A 23,852-nucleotide genomic window follows, 5' to 3' on the forward strand; every position below is an offset into this window, starting at 1 on the left:
AAGAACTAAGACGCTATCTTGTAGGCCTTAAGTTCATCAAAGTTCTTTTCTACCGAATCAAGTACTGCAATGGTGAGTTCATCAATCTCCAAAGATGTCAAGGAGGAGTATTCTTCCAACTTCATCAAGTCTGATTGCAATCCGATTAGACCAAGGATTTTTGCCGTATATTGCCATTTATGAACAAGTTTCTTGACTTCTTCCATATCTCTATTCCTTACGCTATATGTGAATTTCGAAATAAACTCTGGATATTCAGATATATAAATATCTACTACTTGTTCAATAAGACCGGGGTCATTTGGAAAGGCTTTTCTTAAATAATTAAAGCTTATCATAGGTGCGTTTTTTAGTTGTTATCAATTTTATTAAGCTACTTCTTGTTCAATTAGTACATCGCTGCTAGTCCACTTTTGAATTTTGGAAAACAATTCTTCAGCTTTGAATGGTTTAGGTATATAGTCATTCATTCCATTGTTAAGACATGCTTCTAAATCGCTTCGAATAGCACTGGCAGTCATTGCAATAATTGGTATACTGCGTTGTGGTTCGGGAAGTATGTTACGAATGATCTGAGTTGCTTTTACCCCCCCCATTTCAGGCATATGAATATCCATCAGGATCAGATCGTAACAATTATCTTTGAGCATATCAATAGCCTCTTTCCCATGGTTAGCCAGGTCAAATTTGACATTCTGTCCATTCAGAGTGGCTTTGATTAGCAATTGATTCAATGGATGATCTTCAACTACCAAGAGCTTTACGTCATTAATTTTTTCTATTCGTAGCTCTTCTTGTTGAGCAGTGCTGGCAGAATCAGATTTGGTCAGATGCAGCGTGAATTCGAACCTTGAACCCACTCCTTCTTTGCTATTTACTGTAATTTCGCCACCATATAGTTCTACCAATTTTTTAACAATCGGAAGTCCTAGACCTGTTCCTCCATATTTTCTTGTTGTATCTGCAGATGCTTGAGCAAAAGTTTCAAAAATAGTATCCAATCTATTGGCTGGAATCCCTACCCCGGTATCTGAAACGATAAACATTATTTCATGCAGTCCATCTTCAACTGACTTTTCTTTTACTTCTAGTCTAACTTCTCCGCGCTCTGTAAATTTCAGGCCGTTACTAATCAAATTGGTTAGAATCTGGTTGATCCTAACTGGATCTCCCATCATATAATCTGGAACAGAGGGATCGACCTGCACGATGAGTTCCACTTCATTACTGTTTCTAGACAATGCAAAAGATTTGGCACAAGAGTCGGTCAAATCCCTTAGGTCAACATCTGTTTCCTCAAACTCAATCTTACCCGATTCAATTTTACTGAAATCTAATATGTCATTGATTATTCCAAGTAGGTTGCTTGAAGACCATTTGATTGCTTTCAAATATTCCAACTGCTTGCTATCCAGTGATTCATGAAGCATTAGATCTGTGAATCCTATTATACTATTCAATGGGGTTCTAATTTCATGGCTCATATTAGCTAAAAATTGCTCTTTGGCTTTTTCGGATTCCATGGCAGCTTCCTTCGCTTTAATCAAAGCTATTTCTAATCTTTTTTTCTCTGTGATATCGGTCTGAACTATCACATAATTTTTAATCTTTCCTGATTCATCCAAAATCGGCGACATAGAATTATGAGACCAATATTTTTCTTCGTCTTTAGTAAAACAGAGCATGTCATACTCATAGGAAACTCGTTCCTTTACTACTTTCTTGATAACCTCAGGATTTTCAAAAGGGTCCTCCCCCCTCTCCAATTGATCTGCAGCAATCCTATCAATCTCATCGTTATCATAGCCTGTCAAATTCACAAAAGCATCATTGACCCATTCAATCTTTTTATTTTCATCAAATATGATGACAGGATTCACTGTCTGCTGAGAAACCAGGGATAATTTTTTCACTTGTAATTCGGCAGTCAGTAGCTTTTGTTCCGCTCGCTTCTGAGTTAGAATTTTTTCAATTGTTAGCGGAAGTACCTTTAGGTAATTTCTCGATGAGTCCTTAATTAAAAAATCGCATGCGCCCCTTCTCATAGCCTCTATCGCAACCTCCTCATCCCCAGCACCGCTTGTGAAAATTACAGGCGTACCTTCAATCTGAGCTAGGACATCAAATGCATCTCCATCTCCTAGGAAGTAATCTGTTATAACCACATCGTAGTCATTGTTTTCAAGCGCTTCTTTTGCGCTTGCTACAGAACCTGCAATGTGGTAATTAAAATCGGGCATATCTCTACTTACAAATCTTTCAAATGCCTTCTGATCTATTTTGTCATCTTCTATTAATAGTATTTTCGTTTCCATGATATTTTTGTTCAAGTGTTAAAAATTGATTGCCTTTTTTAAACCACAGCTGATTCGCTTAATAACCAGTAGTTGTAAATGGTTTCCATTACATTTAAAAATTGAGCGTAATCAACAGGTTTAACCATATAGCCAGCGACATTTTGTCCAAAACTATCCAGCCTATCCTGCTCTTGCTTCGAGGTTGTCATCACCACGATGGGAATTAACTTCAAAGTATCATTGTGCTTGATTTCTTTCAAAAACTCAATGCCATTCATTTTTGGCATGTTGAGATCCAGCAAAATAAGCCCAGGCAATTGGTTGTCAACATCTTGTAAATACTCTAAGGCTTCTAAACCATTTTGCCGGATTACCAGAGGATTTTCTGAGTTCAAATGCTTCAAGACTCTTTTTACAGTCATTTGATCTACTTTATCGTCTTCTACTAGTAATATTGGTAGTGAATTTTTCATGTTTTTATGTTTTTGGTTAGTATTAATTTTGTGGAAGTGTGAAAAAGAAAGTAGTTCCTTTATCTAGCTCTGATTCAAGCCATACCTCACCTCCATATAGTTCTACACTTTTCTTTACAATGGCCAGTCCTACACCAGTACTTTCATATTCATCACGTGGCTTTAATGTTTGAAAAATCTGGAAGATTTTGTCAAAATATTGATCTTCAATCCCAGGACCATTGTCAGCCACACTAAATTTCCAAAAGTTGTCTTTTGCCTCGCAGGCTATCCTAATCTCACCTTGTTCTTTGTCCATGTACTTTACAGAATTACTTATGATGTTTTGAAAAATCTGGTGTGCACGAGTTCTGTCTATTTTCACTTTAGGCAATGGTTCATCCATAATAAATTTGAACCTTTCTCGAGGAACTACCGCATCGTAGACATCCTCAATTATCACATTCATGTCTTCTGTATTTTGTTCTTGCGTCACCCTTCCAACTCTAGAATACTCTAGAATTCCATTAATAAGCCCCTCCATACGGGTAACCCTACCTCTTAATAAATTGAGTTGTTCGCAACCTTCTTCATCTAATGAGGAAGCATAATCAGTATGCAACCAGGAAGCCAAAGTTCCTATTGCTCTGAGGGGAGCCTTCAAATCATGAGATACAATATGCGCGAAGTCCTTAAGATCTGCATTTGCCTTTCTAAGCTCTTCTTCTGCATTTTTCTTTTCTGATATATCAGCAATTATTTCAAAATAGCCGATGGTCTCTCCTTCATTTTTTATTGCGTTTACAGTAACCCATCCATAAAACGAACTACCGTCTCTTCTGACCATTTGCATTTCTCTACTTACAGGTTCTCCTTCATCTATAAGATCCGTGAAGAGTGAAAAGCCAAGTTCTGGACTCTCAATGCCTTTCTCCTCCACAAAGCCTTCCAAACAATTTTTGCAATGAAAGATGCTTGGTGAAACTTGACCAAGAATATCTTTTTCAGAATATTCAAAATACTTTTCTGCCGCTGGATTCATTCCAGTTATAATTCCTAAGGTATCTGTTGCTACTATCGCAAACTCTGAGTTATTAAGAATAGATCGAAAGAAAGAGTTTAAATATTGAATCTCTTTTTGATGGTTGTCAAACGCTTGGAAAACATAACCATGAACGGCACCATTCGCTTTATAAATGGGTTCACCCGAAAGCAATACTGATTTCAACTCACCACTTTTGTCCTCTATAAAGGTTTCCCATTGTTCGCTGTAGTTTTCAACTACTTTGGTTAAATCTGACCTTAGAAATACAGACTTGATATGTTTGTCAATCAATTTTTTTTGACCTATTCCTAGCTGTTGACATATAGCTTTATTTGCTTTTTTAATCTTATAATTAGAATCTGTCACCACCAAGTAGGAGCTCATAGATTGCATGATCTGATTCAAATAGTGCTTAGAGATATTGGAGACTTTAAGGTCAATAGTTGTTCTATATCCTGCGTACACTACAACCAACGTAAACAACCCAGAACAGCACATCGCTATTCCCATAGCAACTTTGTGTTCTGCCAGTTTATCCGAAACCAAGAAATACACCATATAAAGGTCTGATATACTAAACCCTGCAAGAAGGATAAAAGACAACCACCAAATCAGGCCGTAAAGTTTCCCATTCATACTCTTGTAGATTCGCAGCATAAGAAATATCGAGATGGTCAAGAGAACAAAACTTGAAACCGCTAGAATATTTGAATATGAGAAGTAAGTTTCCATTTTTTTTGAATTGATTTATCCAAAAGTATGGAGCTTATATAGGCCTCGGAATAGGTGATAACCGTATATTGAATTATCCGAGAATTACGTAAAACAAAACTATACGTATTATAAAAATATAATTATTTCAAGAAAATATAAATCATTTCATTCGATACTCCATATTAAATCATAATTAACTTTGATTTTTTTAAGTTATAGACTACATTAATTTCAGCAGCATTTAGGGAGTAGAATAATAAGCAAGCAATTTAAAAACTGCGAAGCTTTGAGTTTCGAAAACTATCTATGAGGAGTCTATGTCTTGTTCAAAATAAATTAAGCCGCTTTGCGGCTAATATTTAACGAACAACCTCATCCCTATCTTCGTAACCCATCAGCTGTGGCAGCTAATTTTTCATGGTAAATAATTGAGTATGACTATGTCTAACACTCATAAAAGAGGCATGTACAAAAGAGGCGTACATTTCTCTGAGGGCAGCCTACTGGTGGTGGTTCGGTTAGTTTGTAATGCTTATTATTTCTAAACACGCTTATCTACTATGATTACTTCTTGGAATTTTGTACTCGCAGTCACAATGTGCTTTGCAATAATGATATTGCATTATTATTTGAAAAAAATTAAAATCAATAGTAACCCCACTCCTGCTTTTTTTGGACTTGGCTCTGCAGGTTTTACCATTAATAAGGTATCTCAAGTAATTACCCATTCTACACTGTGGATCATTCCGTACATCATTGTGGGATTACTTCTTTCAAAGATTTTGGCCTATGGCTCTTTAGGCGATGAAAATTGGCTAAATATCATCCAATTATCCACCTTTGGAATGGTTCCGTTCATAATTTTTCTTGCCCAAATTATTTCAAAACGAAACACGCTCGAATCAAAGTCTCAAATTATTAAGGACAAAACTGTAAAGCATCCCGAACTATTGTCCGAATCAGATCATTATCAGCTCGCTCTTGCCTATTCTGAGAGACAACTATTTATAGAAACAAAAAGAAGACGGGTTGCAGAATTGAGAGCAAAAAGACTTGAAGACAACTTGTCAACTCTTCAGGAAAAGTTTGACCAAAAAAGTCAAAACCTTCAAAACTCTCTGAATCTTGCCTTCTCTGAGCTCAAGGATTTTTCTTACGCTATTTCACATGACCTTCGAGCACCATTGCGGATAATTGATGGTTTTTCTTCTATGATTAGGGACGACTATTACCAAGCGTTGGATAAAAAGGGGGTGGAATATTTAGAAACGATACAAGCCAATGTTTTAAAAGCCAATGGACTCATTGAGAATATTCATGATTTTTCTTCTTTTGGATTTAAAGAAATCAACAGGCAGGAAATTGACATGAACGCCTTATTCAATGAATTAATTCATGCGAAGCCCATTAATTGTGATATTGTTCTTAAGGAGAATCTACCAAAATTGTATGCAGATAAAGCCATGGCAGTATTGGCATTTTCTAGTCTTCTTGATAATGCTGTTAAGTTTAGCCGCAACGCTGAAAAACCCTTAATTCAAATTGGGTACTCAAGCTCTTCCTCAAATGAAACAGTATTCTATATACGTGATAATGGAATAGGCTTTAATATGAAAAATTACGAAAAAATTTTCAAAATTTTCAAAAAACTGCACAAACCCAATGAGTTTGAAGGGTCGGGAATGGGACTAACACTAGCTAAAAAAGTTATAGAAAGACACAATGGAAAACTATGGGCAGAAAGTGAATTAGGAAAGGGTTCGTCCTTTTATGCATCAATCCCTTCCACAAGGAGCAACAAAAACAGAGTAATAAGATAATAATATATACACCAGCTAAATATAACTTAAACACTACATGAACTAACCAAGAAGTTATGAGAGACAGAAAGGAAAAGGAGAAAGAAGAGGAAGTAATATCTCGTTTTTTAATACTAGAGGATGAAAAGGATGACCTTAAACTTACGCTTAGGAGTATAGAAAAGGATAAAATTCAATTTACCTATCGTGCAGTTGATTCAAGAAAGGGTTTTGTTAAGGAGCTCAAAGAGTTTGACCCACATATCATCATTGCCGATTATAACCTTCCGGATTATTCTGGCATGCAAGCTTTGAAATGGGCATCTGAAAAAAGACCCGACATTCCATTCATATTCGTAACCGGGTCATTAGGGGAAGAGAATGCGGTAGAAACACTAAAGCAAGGTGCTTCTGACTTTGTGCTAAAAGGAAATTTAATTCGATTACCGATGACCATCCGTCGAGCCCTCACTGAGGCCGAAAGTCATAAGGAAAAAATTCTTGCCCAAAAAGCCTTTCTCACTGCAGAATCCAGGTATCAACAGTTGATAGAAAACGTGCCCGTCGGTATTTGTGAACTAGACCTGAAAGGACATATTACATCCATCAACAAACAGGCATCTAATATATTTGGCTTTAAAAAAAACAATACGAAACTGTCAGAATTATTGGATGAATACGATTCTGATCAACTTAATACATGGTTAAAAAGCAAAATAAATGGCACGGCATTTAACGGGGCCTTTCATTCACGTAGTCGTCAAAAATTGATAGACCTCACACTCATTCCTCACATTGATATGGTGACTGGTTCAAAAAGACTCATAGGAGTAAGTCAGGACATCACCAATCGATCAAAAATGGAGCAAGAATTGAGAGATAAAAACACACTCATGGAAGGACTTTTGGAGGCAATTCCTGATAGTGTCTTTCTCAAAGACAAGAAGTTAAAATATCTAATGGTCAATAAGTCATTTTTAAAGGCCACAGGGAAAAAACTAAATGAGGTGCTAAATAAAAAAGATGAAGATTTTATTGAAATAGAAATGGCTAACAAGTACAAGAAAGCCGACGAAGAAGTCATAAGTTCTGGAGAATTAGTAACAACAATGCACAGCCATCGCAATGACAATAATGAGACCTTATTCTTCGACACGCATAAAAACCCGATCCTAGATGGTAAAAAGCAAGTGATAGGCATAGTGGGTGTGAGTCGAAATGTCACAGCCAGTATTAAGGCACAAGAAAAAATGAAGCAAAGCGAATCCATGCTTCTAGAAGCAGAAAATGTAGCTAACATGGGCAGTTGGGAATTTCGCATAACCGACGAAAACATAATTTGCTCAATCGGAGCTGCTCAGATGCTAAATGTACAGCTATCTGATCGAACTTTGAAATACAAGTCATTTCTTAAATTTTGCCATAGCTTGGATAGACCAGCAGTAATCTCTGGCTTCAAGCGTGCTATTTTGGACGGTGAATCATTTATGGTAGACCACAGAATCATACAAGGTGATGGCTCCATTCTTTGGTTTCAGACCAAAGGCAAACCCTATCAAAACCAGAGTGGAAATATCGATAAAATAGTTGGCACTGTCCAAGATGTTACTGAACAAAAAAGAAACCAGGAAAAACTTGAAAAAAGCAAGATGCTTCTAAAAGAAGCTCAATCTATTGCCAACGTAGGCAGTTTTGACTGGGACATTACTCAAAACATACTGCGATCTTCAGAAGTATTTACTCAAATTCTTCAAATCGGGCATAATGATATTTGGCTGACTTTCGAAAATTATCTGGAAAGAATCCACCCCTTAGACCGTGAACTAACTAGAAAAAAAATATATGACGCGCTGTCAACTGCCACAACATATGATGTCGAACATAGAATACTTCTTCCTGACAAGTCTGTTAAAACTGTGCGAGCTATTGGTAAATTCAAAACTGACAACCAGGGTCAGCCTGAGAGCCTGTTTGGAACCATTCAAGATGTGTCAGACAAAAAGAAAGCAGAAACTGCATTATTAGAAGGGCAAGAAATTGAAAGGGCAAGAATTGCCAGAGAAGTACACGATGGAATAGGTCAGTTACTTGCTGCCACCAAATTCAATTTATCCGCTTTAGATGGAATGCCAGAAGAGGTGAAAGAAAAGCATATTGACAAAATACATAATACCCTCGAAATGACAATTGACGAAGCTCGGAGAATCACCCGAAATCTTTCCACCAAGGTTTTGGAGGAGCTTGGGTTTGAAAGAGCTGCACAAGAATTATGTACAGAGGCATCGGAGTTGAAAGCCATTTCTTTTGATATTAAAATTGAAGCGAATGAAGAAGATATAAGTGAAAAAATGAAGACTACTATATATCGAATTCTTCAGGAGTCTGTAAACAATATGGTGAAATACTCAGAAGCAAAAAATGCCTCAATTGAACTAGTAAAGAAAGAAAATCACCTTCATCTTGCAATCGCAGATGACGGAAAAGGCTTTGATATAGCCGATCCTAAGCACCGAAAAGGAAATGGACTGTCAAACTTAGATCAAAGAGCAAAAAGCCTTCATGGATACTTAGATATTCAGTCAAGTCCTGGAAAAGGCACTGTCATCCAAGTAAAAATTCCATTTGAAAACAACCCAAACTTATGAGAAAAATAAATGTAGTAGTAGCAGATGATCATGGTCTTATTCGTGATGGTATAAAAGCCATGCTGAAATATGAAGATGGTATAGATATAGTGGCTGAAGCCGAAAATGGTCTTGATGCCACAATTCAAGTCGAACGCAATGCACCCGACATTGTGCTAATGGACATTATGATGCCCGAAATGAATGGTATTGAGGCTATGAAAAAAATCAAGAAAAGCTCCCCTGATTCAAAAATAATCCTCATGTCTATGGAAATATCTGAAGAATTTATATCCGAGGCACTCGAATACGGCGTATCCGGATACCTTCCCAAAGATGTAAGAAAAGGAACGCTTATATCTGCTATTGAAAAAGTATACGCAGGAGAAGAGTTTTTTGATCCAAAGGTCTCTGAAGCCATATTCAAAAATTATTACAAGAAAAAAACAAAAACTCCATCGGAAGTCAGAAAGGGGTCAGGAAAAATAAGCAAGCGTGAAGAGGAGATTTTGATTTTAGTATGTCAGGGTTTAGGCAACAAGGAAATTTCAGACAAACTATTTATAAGTGTACGAACGGTAGACTCACATAAAAGTCATATTATGGAAAAGCTCGGGCTAAAGAATACTGTAGACTTAATCAAATTTGCGATTAAGAACGGATTTATAGATTTGTAGCAATAACTGTTTGTCAGTTTAAAAAGGTGGCTTAGTCAAGTCACCTTTTTTTTTGTTCCCCTAGAAAAATTACCCGCTAATGCACCACACGGTTTGCATGCCGTAAACGTGCTTCCATAATATAGTTACCACCACATTTTAGTCAAATCACCTAAAGATTTTTTTGCGAGAATCTAGTATTCTATACAAGTCAATTTGATGGCACCTTTGATTCATCGTCAAAATACAAAGACCATGAAATATATCATACCAAAGAAAAGAATTACAGTCTTAAGAATTAAAAAACCCATTCTTGAGAGTCAGTATTACGATCCCTATCTGCATCTGGTTTCTCTAATTTTTCTGATTACACTATTGTTTCAATAAGGGCATCCATCATTTAATTAGGACAATAATGAAAATATTAATAGCCGATAGTAACACTGTGAATCAAAAAATTACACAACACATACTTTCTCAGCGTGAGATACAGTCAGATTTCGGTAATGACGCTACCGAGTTAATTAATCTTTTGAATGAAAACAACTATCTGCTAATTCTGATAGACTTGAATATGCTTTTAAATAACGAAGAAAGCATTCAACAAAACCTGATGACTAAATTGAACCAGACACCTCTAATAGCCTTCACTGAACCTTCTGATTTCAAAGCCTACAACTTATCCAGTAGCCTACGTATCGATGGCATTCTAAATAAGCCTTATGAAATGAGAGAACTATTTGAGATGATTGAAAAACATACTCCTTACAACTCAAATGTTAGGGAAAAAGAGTCCCAGGAAGAATTCAAAAAGTCCCTCTTCAAATATGCGGACAACAGTGCCGAGTTTGCCTTTGAGCTCGTCGATTGCTTTATAGAAAATTATGAAGGATATAAAGAGCAGGTGGCTTTGGCGCTTACCAAAAAAGATCCTAAGAGCCTAAAGGAAGCCATTCATAAAATCGAAACGAGCAACAGAATATTTTCTATCAACTCGCTAGAAGAAGTGACCGAAAAAATAAAATGCTTAATACATAAACCAACAAGTGAAATTGATAGAAATATTATTAACCAGCTTGAACTAAAATGTGACTCGATTATCATAAAACTTGATAGTGTAAAACAAAATATAAAATCATGAAAAAAATTCTAGTATGCGACGATGACGAAGCGTTGATCAGCATGATTCGATTTAAACTAAGCAAAGAAAACTACGGAGAAGTAGTAAAAGTAGCAGATGGCAGAGAAGCCATGCACGAACTGATCTATCACGATTTTGATATGATAATCACTGATATACACATGCCCTATTTCTCAGGATTGGAATTGGTCACATTTGTTAGAGAAAAGCTTGGAGACAAAACTCCTATCATAGTCCTTTCTGTTGAAGGTATCGAAAATACAGTAACAGAAGCTTTTCAACTAGGCGCAGACGATTTCATAAGTAAGCCTTTCAGCCCAAATGAGTTATCCATGAGAGTCAAAAGACTTCTAAGCGCCTAATGGAAACACTGAGCACCATATGGAGAGAGAGCACTTCCTATTACGAATTGTGTGCACTATTTTTTGCCGGTTCGAGTGGCCTAATTATTTTAGGTATTACACTAAATAGACAGGTATCAAGATGGAAGCGCAGCAAGCTATTGAGACCACATAACTTAATAAAAAATAGTCTTAATACAATAGCTGCGCTGGCTCCAGACATTGAAGAATACGCAACCGAAATACAAGAAGCTCAACAACATCTTCAGCAAGTCACACAAAGATCTCCAGGTCTGGCACAGTTTGTTATTGATCGCCTGATTGAATTACACAAAAACCTTTCAGGGATTTCCGCTCGGGTACTTAAAAAAGTTTATGATGATCTTCATCTATACCGCGTCTCCAAACAAAAACTAATGAATGGCAATTATGCCACGGTAATAAAGGGCATTCAAGAACTTGCTGAAATGAGAAGACACGAAGACATCGAATCGATTGTGGGATTCCTGGATTACTATCATGAGCTAGTCAGATTAGAAACTAGAGTAGCACTGATAAGCCTCATTCCTGAAGATCCTTTAATATGCTTGAAATCAATGAAGGATCCTCTAACCAAGTGGGAAGAAATTCTAATTTACAACAAATTACGTAAGCTTTCTCCAGAGCAAGTTCCTGCATTTAAAGCATATTTTGATCATACTAATCCAACAGTAATATGCTATTGCATAAATATGGCTGCTCGATTTCTTCAATATGACGCCATCGATCTAATGACGCGACTTATTTTTCACAAAAATGATGCAATTAGCTGGCAGGCAGTTAATGCTTTGAAAATGTTGGAAGCGGATCAAGCGGCTAACTTCATTTTGCTTTTGCTTCAAAAAACCAAATCAATAAAAGTTAGAGTAGAATGCATAGAGTGCCTAGCTCAAATTGGCGATACCAAGAAACTGGCTCCATTGTTCAGAAAAGCTATTGATAAAAACAAAAACTCTGCGGTTACCAAAACTTTATCCAAAGTGTTTGTCAACTGGGACAAAAGTGGGGCTAAAAAATTGTCAGAAACCAGATTCAAAGGAAAAAGCAAATTGATGGTATCACATTTCTCAAACTCTCTAATCCACTAAGATTATGTTTATTGAATACTTCATATTAATACTCAATCATTTTTTCATAATTTATGCGATAAGCATTACATCCATTTATTTTGTACTTACTATCATTTCATTAATTGAAGTTTTAAATTATAGAGACACAAAAAAATTTATCAACTATAAGGAGCTACTCTCATCACCGTTTGCTCCAACGATCTCACTCATAGCCCCAGCCTACAACGAAGGGCTTTCAATAGTTGAAAACATTCGCTCATTGCTTTCAATTCAGTATAATGCTTACGAGGTAATCATTGTGAACGATGGTAGCACAGATGATTCTATCGAAAAAATGAAAGCCAATTTTTCTCTTGAAAAAGTCCCATTTTTTGTGGATGAAAAAATTAAAACGCAGAAAATAAAAGCCATCTACAAATCCACAAACAAAGCACTACACAGATTGCTGGTGATTGACAAAGAAAATGGAGGAAAGGCTGATGCTCTTAATGCAGGACTAAACGTATCCAGCAAAGATCTAGTCACCTGCATAGATGTAGATTGTATCATCGAACCCGAGGCACTACTTCATTTAGTCATGCCTTTCGTAGCTGATTCTAAAAAAGAGGTAATCGCCTGTGGAGGGGTGATTAGAGTAGCCAACGATTGCGCGGTTCAGGACGGTCGATTACTGGGTGTCAGATTTCCAAAATCATCGCTGGCCAGATTTCAGGTATTAGAATATTTGAGAGCTTTCTTGCTTGGCAGAATGGCTTGGGCCAAGATAAACGGCCTTATCCTCATTTCTGGTGCACTTGGCATGTTTGATAGAAAAATTGCAGTAGCAGCAGGAGGATACAATACGCAAACAGTCGGTGAAGATATGGAATTGGTTGTTCGCATGCGATCATATATGACCTCTCAAAAAAAAAATTACAAAGTAGCCTACATTCCAGATCCACTATGCTGGACTGAAGTACCAGAGACTCACCAGGTCTTAGGTAATCAAAGAAACAGATGGACACGTGGAACTATTGAGGTTCTCAAACTTCATAAGGCTATGTTTTTAAATAGAAAATACGGTGTAATGGGGCTCATTTCCTACCCTTTTTGGTTTCTTTTTGAATGGTTGGCTCCTATCATAGAAGCACTAGGAGTAATCTATTTTCTAATACTTGTAGTTGCAGGACAAGTGTTTTGGTCGAGTGCTCTTACGCTCATCTTAGTAGCATATACGCTTTCCATTTTCTTTTCCCTATGTGCACTACTGGCTGAAGAACTATCATTCGCCAAGTATGAAAAAAAATCGGACTTATGGAAAATGTTTATCACAGCCATGCTCGAACCTATATTGTACCACCCAAAAACAGTCTATTGGTCATTAAAAGGTAATTATGATCTATTAATGGGCAAAAAAAGCTGGGGCAAAATGGTAAGAACAGGATTTAAAAAGACCCAATCATGAAATATCTAACTACATCTATTTTACTATTGTTTCATCTGACAATTCAGGCTCAGAGTTACGAACAATATATGTCAGAAGCCAAATCACTGGCTGTATCTGAAAAGTATAATTCAGCAGACTCGTTAGTTGATTTAGCACTTGAGAGCTTTGTAGATAACCACGACCTTCTTTGCTTAAAGGCGAGAATAAGTGCTTGGCAAGGCAATTTGGCAAAAGCAGACTCAATCGCAGATCAGATCCTTCTTCGATCCTCTGAGGCTCTTGAAGTTTTTGAGATCAAGGTTTCCCTCTCCTACTGGTCTAATAAATATGAGAATTTACTTACTCAATCACAAGAATACTTGGCGCTGTACCCAAACGAAATTGTCTTTAAATATTACGAGGCCTACGCCTACCATAAGCTGGGAATGGACGATAAAAGCACATATCTGCTCAAGCAACTATTGAAAACTACAGAATATCTACCGGCAATCCGATTGCTTAAACATGTCAAATCTAAGCATTACAGCTTTTTAGAAACAGAAGTGACTTATGCTCGCTTCAGCTCAACTTTAGATCCATGGAAACAAATAAGAGTGGGGTATGGAGTAAACAAAAAATTACCTTGGAATGTCCACCTACTAACCGTAGATAGATTTAGTACTAAAGGTTTTAGTCTCGAAATGGAGGCTTATCCGCGACTGTCTCGCAATTCGTATGCCTTTGTGGAAGCCTCCTACTCTCCAAATAGCTTTATGGCCAACTATTCAGCTGGTATAGAAGTATTTCAAAACTTCCATGATTTTGAGGTAAGCATTGGAAGCAAAAGATTCGAATTCGATAGAGATAAATTCTTTATACACAGGGCAAGTCTTGGATACTACAAAAAGGAGCACTTCGCTACCTATAAACTCTTACTTTCTCGCGCACTCAACAAAAGCACTTACACCCATATTGTACGAACAAGGGTTCGTCTTGGATCATGGCATTCAATCGAAGGGGAGATGGTATCGGGCACCAATGTACAGGAGTACTTCAGTCCAGAAGGTGCTACAAGCATCTTAGAGAACAAGAGCATAGGATTGAAATACTCAGTTGATCTTAGTGAAAATGGCTTATTGCAAATTGGTGCTGGGGTACGATCGGAAGAGTACCGCCTTCATTCATTCAGAACCAGAGTGGATCTCCAAATAGGCCTTAAAATAAAATTGCAATAGTATGCATTCTACGTAATTCACCGAATATTATTTATCCTGAATTAACCTAGTTTTTTAGTTTCATTCAACCTCTATTTTTAATCCTAGGTAGTTAAGTATAAAACTAAAAATTTAATGAAAATGAAAAAAGTAAAAAATTACAAACTGGTCTACTTAGTTCTTGGGTTTGTTTTGATAAGCTGCTCAGAACAAGAAGATCCGGTGGCAAGTAATCGAAATGGAAATCTTGTGGTCAACAATGACTCGGATAATCTGAGCCGACGCATTCTAACAGTAGCCGATACTGTTGATGTCGTGTCGAATGACCCGAATGGTAAAAAGAAAAAGGATTTCACATTAGTGATGACATCTGAGATTGCCTGTCCAGAAGTGAACGGGGAAACATTGATGGCCAATTCATTGGACATGAGGGACAATTTGGTCGCTGTGTCTTATGGATTAAGGGGAGATGCCCATAGTGGAGCAGTAGATCTAATGAGTCTCAATGGCGATAACCTTATGCTAAATTCACAAGTAATATCAGCTAACGCAGATGTCAACGCAGTCTATTTTGACGGTTCCAAACTGTATTTCGCAGGAGCAGCTTCAAGTACAGATACTGATTCAACGGCATATGTGTATCAACTTTCTGTTAAGAAAAACCAGATGGAGATCAGCAGTGCAATATTCAATTGGCTCGGGGGCAATACTGCCACCGGCCTAGTTCACGAAGACAAGCAAATTTATGTTACTACTGGTGACAACGAAAGTACAGGTGGTGGTCTGCATGTAAGAAGTGAGAATGACTTGAGTTTTTTGTCCTACAAACCACTGCATGACGCAAGATGGGTAGATATTAAAGATAAAAAGGTCTATGTGCAGCAAGGCACTCCAGGTAACCTATCTGTCATCGGAATGGAAGACAACCAGGTTCAGAAATTTGGATTTGCTGGACTTAATACCCCTGAATCTAAGTCTACTTTTGACATAAGTGGAGATTTGATATTCCTTGCATCTGGGTATGATGGCGTTCAAATCGTCAATAGAAAGACGGGCACTACAGTAGGTGAAATTGCCATTCCTGAAGGTAGTTCATCGGACGTAGTCTCCAATTCGGTATCAGTAGAAGGTGACAAAATATTCATCTCAAATGGAGAATCTGTGATCGTGGCAGAATTTGATAACAAGAATACATCCAATCCAAGTCCTGAAATAATTGGTACACTAGATTTAGGAGATCATCAGTCTATCAATCATGTGCGCTACAGAAGTAATCGACTCGTGATAGCCTCTGGTTTGGGAGGAGTAAAAGTAATCAAGCTTATTAATAAGTAAATTGGAGCTAAGCAGCAGAGAGACGGCCAATTGGCCGTCTTTTTTTTGCCCTTTAGGCTCCTATTAGTGGATTTACCTATAAAGATATTTACGGAATTCACGGCTTGCTACAGACCACGCAATCATAGAAATTTGATTATAACAAAATAGTTACACCATGAAACGCATCATTATATATTTCCTACTTTCTATTCTTCTGCTTATCACACATTTGAGTTTTGGTCAGCAGATGAGAATAAGTACTACCGCTGAAAAAACTATCATGGGCGTGCAAGTAGGCACACAAGTAAGCTATCGTCTAAAAAATAATTTTACATTTGGAGGCTTTTATCAACGTAATTTTCGTGGAGTCAATGAGATTAACAATGACGTTTACGAATATGCTGGGGCATCAATCAGTCATCCAATTGCTAGATGCGAAAATATAATGATCAGTGGCATACTTCGTGGGGGCTTGAGCAATCGTCGATTTGTAATTGTGACTCCAGGGATAGATACTGAGCTCAAGTTAACGAAAATGCTCTCTGTTAGCGTAGGTATGAGTATTCGAGCATCAGAAGCTGCAATAAATGCCAAACTAATTCTAAGCTTATAATTCAATTATGAAACTCTTTACATTAATATTCATATCATTTGTTCTAATCAGTTGCGAACCTGAGTGGGAAGAACCCTACAAGGTCTATAAAATCAGCCAGGGAACACATACACCTCTAATCCCTAAAGTATCCTCCATGCAATCGGAAACGCTGATGTTTAATGCGATTTTTGACGAATCAGCCATATATCAAAATATAACTGAAGAAAATCAGCAGGATATTAACAAACTAATGGGATTCTCAGACTGCAATTCAATGCATCACGACAATAGTGCCAGATTCGGTTGGAGATGGTTCAAAGATCGACTTGAAATACATGCATACTGCTACGTAAATGGCGAACGAGTCACTGCTTACATTGGAACCGCAGAAATCAATGAAAAGGTGGACTACTTGCTAAATGTGTCAGACTCACAATACAGTTTTCAGATAGGTAACGAAGCTCCCGTCATTATCACACGTGGAGATGTTTGTAACATCGGAGTATACTATATGCTATATCCTTATTTTGGTGGCGACGAAACTGCTCCTCATGATATAAGTATTCAGATCCGTACGATATATTAAATTCTTATGGAGCTATATCAGAACAGCTGTCAGCTCCCTTGATATAGTGAATGTAAAAGTGCTTCCATCTCCTTTTTTGGATTCCACACCAATATTTCCGCCGTGCAGCTCTACAATTCTCTTGCAAAGTGATAAACCTATGCCAGTGCCACTGTAATTGGTTTTGCTATGCAGACGCTTAAAAACCTCAAATATTTTCTCCTGATACTTTTCTTCTATTCCCATACCATTGTCTGATATTTCAAAAAAAAAGTGTGATTCATCCGAATATCCTTTGACCTCAATGATAGGTGCTTTATCACTTCTATATTTTATAGCATTGGAAATTAGATTCAAAAACAGCTGCTTGATCATTGTTTTATTAGCGTAAACTTCAGGCAGAATATCAAATCTAATTTCCGCCTGGTTTTCACTTATTAGTGAGCCTAAATCATCCACTATGCCTCTCAATGCGAGGTTGCACTTCACATGCTCTAACTTACTATTTTGCGTACCCAATCTAGAGTAGTCAAGGATATCATTGATCAACTGCTTCATTCTCCTAGTAGCCTTATCTATCACCTCAAGAAAAAACTGGCCTTCATCATCCAGTTTATCATAATACTCTTCTCTAATCAGTGCTGAATAACTTGACACAGTACGAAGCGGTTCTTGCAAATCATGTGACGCCAGGTAAGCAAATCTTCCCAAATCCTCATTGGCCACTTCTAAATTATTTTTTTGAACCTCCAAATCCTCGCTGAGCCTCTTCGTTCTGATCTGAAGCTTGTAAAGTGAGAAGATTACAACAAAAAGCACTAAATCCACCACTAGTCCAAACACTCCGATATATACTGGAAGGTCTTCCTCATATCGAGCCAGTACACTCGGCTTGGTATGCAAATATAGTTTCCATCGCCTTCCTTGTACCTCCAAGTTGATCACCTCTGCCCTTTGCGGATCGTGTCTGATCTCTTTTAGATGGCATATTTCATTAGAATCGAACAACAACGACTCTTCTGACAATTCATTATCGTAGAGTTCTATCTCATACTCCATTTCTTCTTCACTCAAAATACCCTTCATCAGATTACCTGCCCTAAACGGACTATATACCCATCCTACCAAAGCTTCCGTACGTTCATTTTTAGTTGCTAAGGAATCTTCTGATTGATAGACCGGCAAATACATCAAAAAACCTCTCTGAAGATCCTTATCTGTTTCTTGCACCAATGTAATGATACCAGAAGTCGCAGCCAGCCCGGTACTTCTTGCTCTGGACATTGCAGCTCGTCTCATATCATTTGACCACATATCATACCCAAAAGCCCTTTTATTTCTCCAATCAAAGGGCTCCAAATAAATAATAGCAGAATAGGTATCTCTATCACCCAAGGGTTTAATATCATATTCGGGAAACCCTTCTGACCTTATTTGGTCAATGTGCTCCTTCTTTTTTTCACTTTGCAGGATCACGCTAAAACCAATCCCTTGAAGTCCTGGCAAACGATCTGCTAAGGCGAGGCTTGCTACATACTTTTCAAAATCTACACGGCTGATCTCTTTTTTACTATTGAAAAGGCCTACGCCTCCCCACAAGGCCTGCTCATAATATTTCATTCTAAACTGAATAGCATCAGTAATTTCCAAAGCCTTGAGTGTGAATCGTTCCTCAGCCATTTTTGATGAATAGTAATAGGAAAGCCAAGATGCTGAAATTGTGATGAAAATTGAAATGGCCAGCACAATCCAAGCCGTATATTTATTATGGAAAATATTGACTACTCTGTAAAGTTTTTGTGTCTTGTTCATTGACTAAATGGTGATTAGGTGGTTTTCAAAAAATTATCTTATACTCCAGGCCATAGCCCAATCCATAATGATCTGACGAAAAAAAATCGTTAACCCTGTACTCGGCAACTATATAAAACTCATTTATGATTCTTATTCCCAGTTGATGCTCTGTGACCCACTTGGTCTTGTTCTCCTCACCACCTGATCTGAAATTTTGATCTGCGAATCCACTGATATAAACACGGCGATTGAGTAACTCAGGAAACAACAACAATCTATAAACATGCTCCATCTGGGTGAAATACTTGACTGGTTTATCAAAGTCAAATTGAAGTAAATGGAAATTAAGGCTATAGGTGAGATTAATTTTACTGAACAGACTTTCCAATGGCGTCAGATTGTTCAACCTAACCCTAAACCCCAACCTCCAGTTGTCGTTATCCTCTCCCGTACGAAGTGTCCATTGAGATGTAAAGTCGACAGGACTATTTTTAGCTACTTTCCACCTGATATTCTGTTCTGAAAAAAAACTTTGAACATCAGAAGTATTGGGCGCGCCTGAATTATTGGTAAGCGAAAAATACTGTATTCTATCCGTTACATTAGCCAACGCATTGATTGTAAGTTCGCTAAACGCACGTGTATCACGATAAGCGTTAAAATCAACAAAGCCAGAGGCCTTACTGTTTTCATTTTTTTCAGTTACATGTTGTCCAATAACTGAATAGCTTAATCCAAGTACAAGCACAATAATACAGCTCGATCTGGGTCTAAAATCATAGGTTAGGCACATCATTTAAGAATTCAGTACTATAAATCAATATAACAAAAAGCATTGCGGACACTAACTAATTGCGTTATTTTTTTAAAATATTATTCATATGAATATTTAGATGAATACATTATATGTTTGTTATCATTTTTCTATAAATATATTGACCGTACCAATAAGGCTTCTTATATCAGAAAAAAGAATGCTCATGAATTGATTGAACAGATATTTTAATCCTTACAAGAATTAGTACTACAAAATCAGTCTATATCAAGGTTTTTTTGTAGTTGTGTCGCTTCAATAAATTTATTGTGCTACACTGGCTATCTATCCATTAAAATTTGGTATAGATACAGCTTAATATAGAGAAGATCACCACCACATAACGTAAACCATACCCAACCACTAACTTACACTATAAACAATAGAGCATAATCAAATTGTGGGGTAAAATGTGGGGTCTGTTTAGACGTTAAAAAACCCTAATTAATTGATAAACAATTAATTAGGGTTTAAAACTTGAGGTCCCGAGCGGATTCGAACCGCTGTACGAGCTTTTGCAGAGCTCTGCCTAGCCACTCGGCCACAGGACCTTTTTTTTCGGGGTACAAAAATAGAATTTATTCCCTCCCCTGCAAACTATTTCAGAATTCAATTAGCTGAATCACTGCCTTTTGCTGTAACGCACAGCATAAAAAAAAGGTACACCGAAGTGTACCTTTCATTCATATATTTATAATTAAGATTTAGCCTCTTCAGAAGCTTCTTCTTTATCGTCTGCTTTTTTGTCAGCCGCTTTCTTAGCAGGTGCCTTTTCAGCTTTTGGTGCAGCCTCTTTTTTAGGAGCTGCTTTCTTAGCTGCAGGCTTGGCGCTATCTTCCATTTGCTCTTTCAATGCTGAAAGTGCTGCGATATCACCCAATGTTGATTTTTCAGAATCAGCATTTACCTTTTCTACCCCTTTGCTCTTCGCACCGCCTGCTTTCTTCTTAGGAGCAGGAGCTACAGCCTCTACTACCTCATCAGAATACGTCGCTACGTGAGACAAAGTGATTTTCTTATCATCCTTAGAGAAGTCAATCACTACGAAGTCCAGGCTATCACCTACTACAGTTTTAGAACCGTCCTCTTTCTTCATGTTTTTGGTAGAAACGAATCCTTCCAAACCATAAGGCAATTCCAAAATAGCACCTTTCTCAAGGATGTTGTTTACAGAACATTTGTGAGTAGTACCTCTGGCAAATACAGTTTCGAATGTATCCCATGGGTTCTCTTCCAATTGCTTGTGACCCAACGCCAATCTTCTGTTGTCCACGTCAAGCTCAAGTACTCTGACTTCCAGCTCTTCATTTACGTTTACAAATTCAGAAGGGTGTTTCACCTTTTTAGTCCAAGAGAGGTCAGACACGTGTACCAAACCGTCAATTCCTTCTTCCAGTTCGATGAACAAACCGAAGTTAGTCAAGTTTCTTACGATACCTTTGTGATCTGTACCTACCGCGTACTTAGTCAATACATCTTGCTTAGTCCAAGGATCCTCGGTCAATTGCTTGATGCCAAGAGACATTTTTCTATCATCTCTATCGATAGTCAATACGACTGCTTCCAGCTGATCTCCAATATTGATGAAGTCCTGTGGATTTCTCAAGTGCTGAGACCATGACATCTCTGATACGTGGATCAATCCTTCTACTCCAGGCTGGATTTCAAGGAATGCACCATAATCAGCCACATTCACAATCTTACCTTTGATCTTAGAGCCGATCTCAACAGATTTGTCTAGTGAATCCCATGGGTGCTCAGACAATTGCTTCATACCCAGTGAAATTCTCTTCTTATCGTCGTCGAAGTCAAGAACTACCACATTTACTTTTTCATCCAGGTTCAATACCTCTTCTGGATGATTGACTCTACCCCATGAGATATCAGTAATGTGAAGCAGACCATCTACACCACCCAAGTCGATGAATACACCGAAGTTGGTCATGTTTTTGATCACTCCTTCCAGTACCTGACCTTTTTCAAGGTTCTCTAGGATTTGAGCTTTTTGTTTTTCGAGGTCTTTCTCAATCAAGATTTTGTGAGAAACGACTACGTTATCATTAGTGTAGTTGATTTTCACAACTTTCACTTCCATTTTCTTATCTACAAATACGTCGAAGTCTCTGATAGGCTTCACGTCAATTTGTGATCCAGGCAAGAAGGCTTCAACACCGAAGATATCTACGATCAAACCACCTTTGGTTCTTCTCTTCACCATACCATCGATTACCAAATCTTCGTCCGCAGATTTTTGGATTTTCTCCCACGCACCTACGATTTTTGCCTTTCTTCTTGAAAGCACCAACTGACCGTTGTTGTCTTCCTGCTCCTCGATATAAACCTCAACAGTATCGCCAGGCTTTAGATCAGGAGTATCTCTGAATTCTGAAGCTGATACCAAACCGTCAGATTTGAATCCAATGTTAAGGATTACATCTCTGGCAGTCATGCTCACTACTGTACCTTCTACTACCTGCTTTTCTTCGATAGTATTGAGCGTACCTTCGTATAGCGCTTCAAGATCTTCTTTTTCTGATTTTTTGTAACCGTCACCGAAGCCTTTAGGCTGTACGTTGTCCCAGTCAAAATCCTCATCATCTTCTACTACTGCAGCAGGTTTAGCCGCCTTCTTAGGAGCTTTCTTTTCTGCTACCGGAGTTTCCTCTTTAGCTTCTTCTACAGGAGTTTCAGCTTTCACCTCTTCCACTGGAGCTTCTTCTACAGGTGCTTCTTCTTTTACCTCTTTGGCAGGAGCAGCAGCTTCAGTTGCTTTTTCCTCCGTCTTTGCCACGTCGTTGGTAGCCGCTTCAGCAGCCTGGTTTTCTAGTTCTTCTTTGTTTTCCATTATAAAATGAACCCATGATTTACAGCTACATTCCAGGTTCGGGAGATGCGCCATTTTGTTTGTAGTTATTCTGCCAGGCAGAACCCATCCACTCGAATGGAGCGCAAAGATAGAAATTTTCTTATTTAATAGAGGTATTGAAAGGTAAAAAAACTGCTGTTTTTAGTGCCCTCTCATTGTTTTAGCTAAGATAGATTCATGACACCAGACACATAAGAAACATTTTTAATTAATTTGCCCCTGAAAGACACTATTGATCAAATGAAAATAATTGAGTGCCCAAGAGATGCTATGCAAGGATTGCATGAGTTCGTCCCCACAGACTTAAAAGTCCGCTATATTAATGAGCTGCTCAAAGTAGGGTTTGATACCATAGATTTTGGCAGCTTCGTTTCTCCAAAAGCCATTCCCCAGCTCAAGGATACTGCCGAGGTATTGTCCAAACTAGAACTGGATGATACCAATTCCAAGCTACTGGCCATCGTGGCCAATGCGCGTGGGGCTCACGACGCCTGCGAACATGAAGCCATCGACTATCTGGGCTTTCCGCTCTCCCTTTCGGAAACCTTCCAACGTCGCAACACTAACAAGAGCGTAGCCGAAGCATTCGAAGACGTCAATATCATGCAGGATCTCTGCCATGATCACAACAAAACATTGGTCACCTACTTATCTATGGGCTTTGGCAATCCGTATGGCGACCCGTATGAAATGCCTTATGTGGCAGAGTTTATAAGTAAGCTGAAAGCACTCGATGTGCAAATAGTTTCATTGGCGGATACAATAGGTGTTTCCAATCCTGATAATATCACTCAGTTGTTCAAAAGTATCTCCGCAGAATTTGACGGAATAGAATTTGGCGTGCACCTCCATTCAGATTTGGACACTGCTGTAGAGAAGATAGATGCTGCCTACAAGGCTGGATGTCGTCGATTTGATGGGGCTATTAACGGCTTCGGTGGCTGCCCTATGGCCGAAGACAAGCTGGTAGGCAATTTGGCCACTGAAACAATCCTAAGCTACTTCAAGCAGCACAACATTCCGGTGACGTATGACGAGAAGGTATTTCAATCGGCTTTGAATATCGCTCCTGAAGTATTCTTAGGTAGATAATTCTATATTATC

19 protein-coding genes and 1 tRNA gene are annotated in these 23,852 nt (G+C 38.0%); 12 read left to right on the top strand and 8 right to left on the bottom strand.

Translation table 11 applies throughout. The features are described from left to right. Window positions 1-5: 5 nt before the first annotated feature. The 4 genes from ABJF11_RS18695 to ABJF11_RS18710 are packed head-to-tail and all read right to left on the bottom strand — an operon-like array spanning window position 6 to window position 4,430. The gene (locus ABJF11_RS18695; protein WP_348121698.1) at window positions 6-338 is read right to left on the bottom strand and encodes a hypothetical protein; all 333 of its coding nucleotides are present in this window, start codon (window positions 336-338) and stop codon (window positions 6-8) included. 30 nt (window positions 339-368) lie between these two features. Beyond that, a complete protein-coding gene (locus ABJF11_RS18700) occupies window positions 369-2,315 on the bottom strand; it encodes a response regulator (protein ID WP_348121700.1) in 1,947 nt (648 codons plus the stop codon). A 38-nt stretch (window positions 2,316-2,353) separates the two neighbouring features. Then, entirely contained in the window at window positions 2,354-2,770 is a 417-nt protein-coding gene (locus ABJF11_RS18705; protein ID WP_348121701.1) for a response regulator, read from the bottom strand. 22 nt (window positions 2,771-2,792) lie between these two features. After that, the gene (locus ABJF11_RS18710; RefSeq protein WP_348121702.1) at window positions 2,793-4,430 is read right to left on the bottom strand and encodes a PAS domain S-box protein; all 1,638 of its coding nucleotides are present in this window, start codon (window positions 4,428-4,430) and stop codon (window positions 2,793-2,795) included. 707 nt (window positions 4,431-5,137) lie between these two features. Between ABJF11_RS18710 and ABJF11_RS18715 the strand changes: the two genes are divergently transcribed. The 11 genes from ABJF11_RS18715 (at window position 5,138) to ABJF11_RS18765 (ending at window position 17,295) form a co-directional block, all read left to right on the top strand. After that, window positions 5,138-6,328 carry an ATP-binding protein gene (locus ABJF11_RS18715; protein WP_348121703.1) on the top strand — a complete coding sequence of 397 codons (1,191 nt, stop codon included), beginning with the start codon at window positions 5,138-5,140 and terminating at the stop codon, window positions 6,326-6,328. A 56-nt stretch (window positions 6,329-6,384) separates the two neighbouring features. Further along, entirely contained in the window at window positions 6,385-8,952 is a 2,568-nt protein-coding gene (locus ABJF11_RS18720) for a PAS domain S-box protein (protein ID WP_348121704.1), read from the top strand. After that, window positions 8,949-9,608, top strand: a complete 660-nt coding sequence (locus ABJF11_RS18725; RefSeq protein ID WP_348121705.1) for a response regulator transcription factor — start codon at window positions 8,949-8,951, stop codon at window positions 9,606-9,608. The genes ABJF11_RS18720 and ABJF11_RS18725 overlap by 4 nt, the downstream gene beginning before the upstream one ends. A 394-nt stretch (window positions 9,609-10,002) precedes the next feature. Continuing rightward, a complete protein-coding gene (locus ABJF11_RS18730) occupies window positions 10,003-10,728 on the top strand; it encodes a response regulator (protein ID WP_348121706.1) in 726 nt (241 codons plus the stop codon). Continuing rightward, window positions 10,725-11,090 carry a response regulator transcription factor gene (locus ABJF11_RS18735; RefSeq protein ID WP_348121707.1) on the top strand — a complete coding sequence of 122 codons (366 nt, stop codon included), beginning with the start codon at window positions 10,725-10,727 and terminating at the stop codon, window positions 11,088-11,090. Before ABJF11_RS18730 ends, ABJF11_RS18735 begins: the two co-directional genes overlap by 4 nt. Further along, window positions 11,090-12,196 (top strand): hypothetical protein, encoded by a 1,107-nt coding sequence (locus ABJF11_RS18740; RefSeq protein ID WP_348121708.1) that lies wholly within the window; start codon window positions 11,090-11,092, stop codon window positions 12,194-12,196. Before ABJF11_RS18735 ends, ABJF11_RS18740 begins: the two co-directional genes overlap by 1 nt. Window positions 12,197-12,200: 4 nt before the next feature. Then, window positions 12,201-13,622: a glycosyltransferase gene (locus tag ABJF11_RS18745; RefSeq protein WP_348121709.1), complete on the top strand. Its 1,422-nt coding sequence runs from the start codon at window positions 12,201-12,203 to the stop codon at window positions 13,620-13,622. Then, window positions 13,619-14,818: a YaiO family outer membrane beta-barrel protein gene (locus ABJF11_RS18750; protein WP_348121710.1), complete on the top strand. Its 1,200-nt coding sequence runs from the start codon at window positions 13,619-13,621 to the stop codon at window positions 14,816-14,818. Before ABJF11_RS18745 ends, ABJF11_RS18750 begins: the two co-directional genes overlap by 4 nt. Window positions 14,819-14,938: 120 nt before the next feature. Then, the gene (locus ABJF11_RS18755) at window positions 14,939-16,132 is read left to right on the top strand and encodes a hypothetical protein (protein WP_348121711.1); all 1,194 of its coding nucleotides are present in this window, start codon (window positions 14,939-14,941) and stop codon (window positions 16,130-16,132) included. A gap of 157 nt (window positions 16,133-16,289) precedes the next feature. Beyond that, entirely contained in the window at window positions 16,290-16,727 is a 438-nt protein-coding gene (locus tag ABJF11_RS18760) for a hypothetical protein (protein WP_348121712.1), read from the top strand. A gap of 7 nt (window positions 16,728-16,734) precedes the next feature. Further along, on the top strand, window positions 16,735-17,295 hold the full coding sequence (locus ABJF11_RS18765) for a hypothetical protein (protein WP_348121713.1): 561 nt from the start codon (window positions 16,735-16,737) through the stop codon (window positions 17,293-17,295). 12 nt (window positions 17,296-17,307) lie between these two features. On the opposite strand, the gene ABJF11_RS18770 is transcribed toward ABJF11_RS18765, so the two are convergent. The 4 genes from ABJF11_RS18770 to rpsA form a co-directional block, all read right to left on the bottom strand. Continuing rightward, entirely contained in the window at window positions 17,308-19,086 is a 1,779-nt protein-coding gene (locus ABJF11_RS18770; RefSeq protein ID WP_348121714.1) for a CHASE domain-containing protein, read from the bottom strand. A gap of 25 nt (window positions 19,087-19,111) precedes the next feature. Beyond that, the gene (locus ABJF11_RS18775; protein WP_348121715.1) at window positions 19,112-19,864 is read right to left on the bottom strand and encodes a hypothetical protein; all 753 of its coding nucleotides are present in this window, start codon (window positions 19,862-19,864) and stop codon (window positions 19,112-19,114) included. 498 nt (window positions 19,865-20,362) lie between these two features. After that, window positions 20,363-20,433: transfer RNA gene (locus ABJF11_RS18780), tRNA-Cys, on the bottom strand. A gap of 146 nt (window positions 20,434-20,579) precedes the next feature. Further along, window positions 20,580-22,727 (bottom strand): 30S ribosomal protein S1, encoded by a 2,148-nt coding sequence (rpsA, locus tag ABJF11_RS18785; RefSeq protein ID WP_348121716.1) that lies wholly within the window; start codon window positions 22,725-22,727, stop codon window positions 20,580-20,582. Window positions 22,728-22,988: 261 nt separating this feature from the next. On the opposite strand from rpsA, the gene ABJF11_RS18790 reads away from it, so the two are divergent. Further along, the gene (locus ABJF11_RS18790; protein WP_348121717.1) at window positions 22,989-23,840 is read left to right on the top strand and encodes a hydroxymethylglutaryl-CoA lyase; all 852 of its coding nucleotides are present in this window, start codon (window positions 22,989-22,991) and stop codon (window positions 23,838-23,840) included. Window positions 23,841-23,852 lie beyond the last annotated feature (12 nt).

Origin of the sequence: Reichenbachiella sp., assembly GCF_039941815.1 — a bacterium.
Lineage (GTDB): Bacteria > Bacteroidota > Bacteroidia > Cytophagales > Cyclobacteriaceae > Reichenbachiella.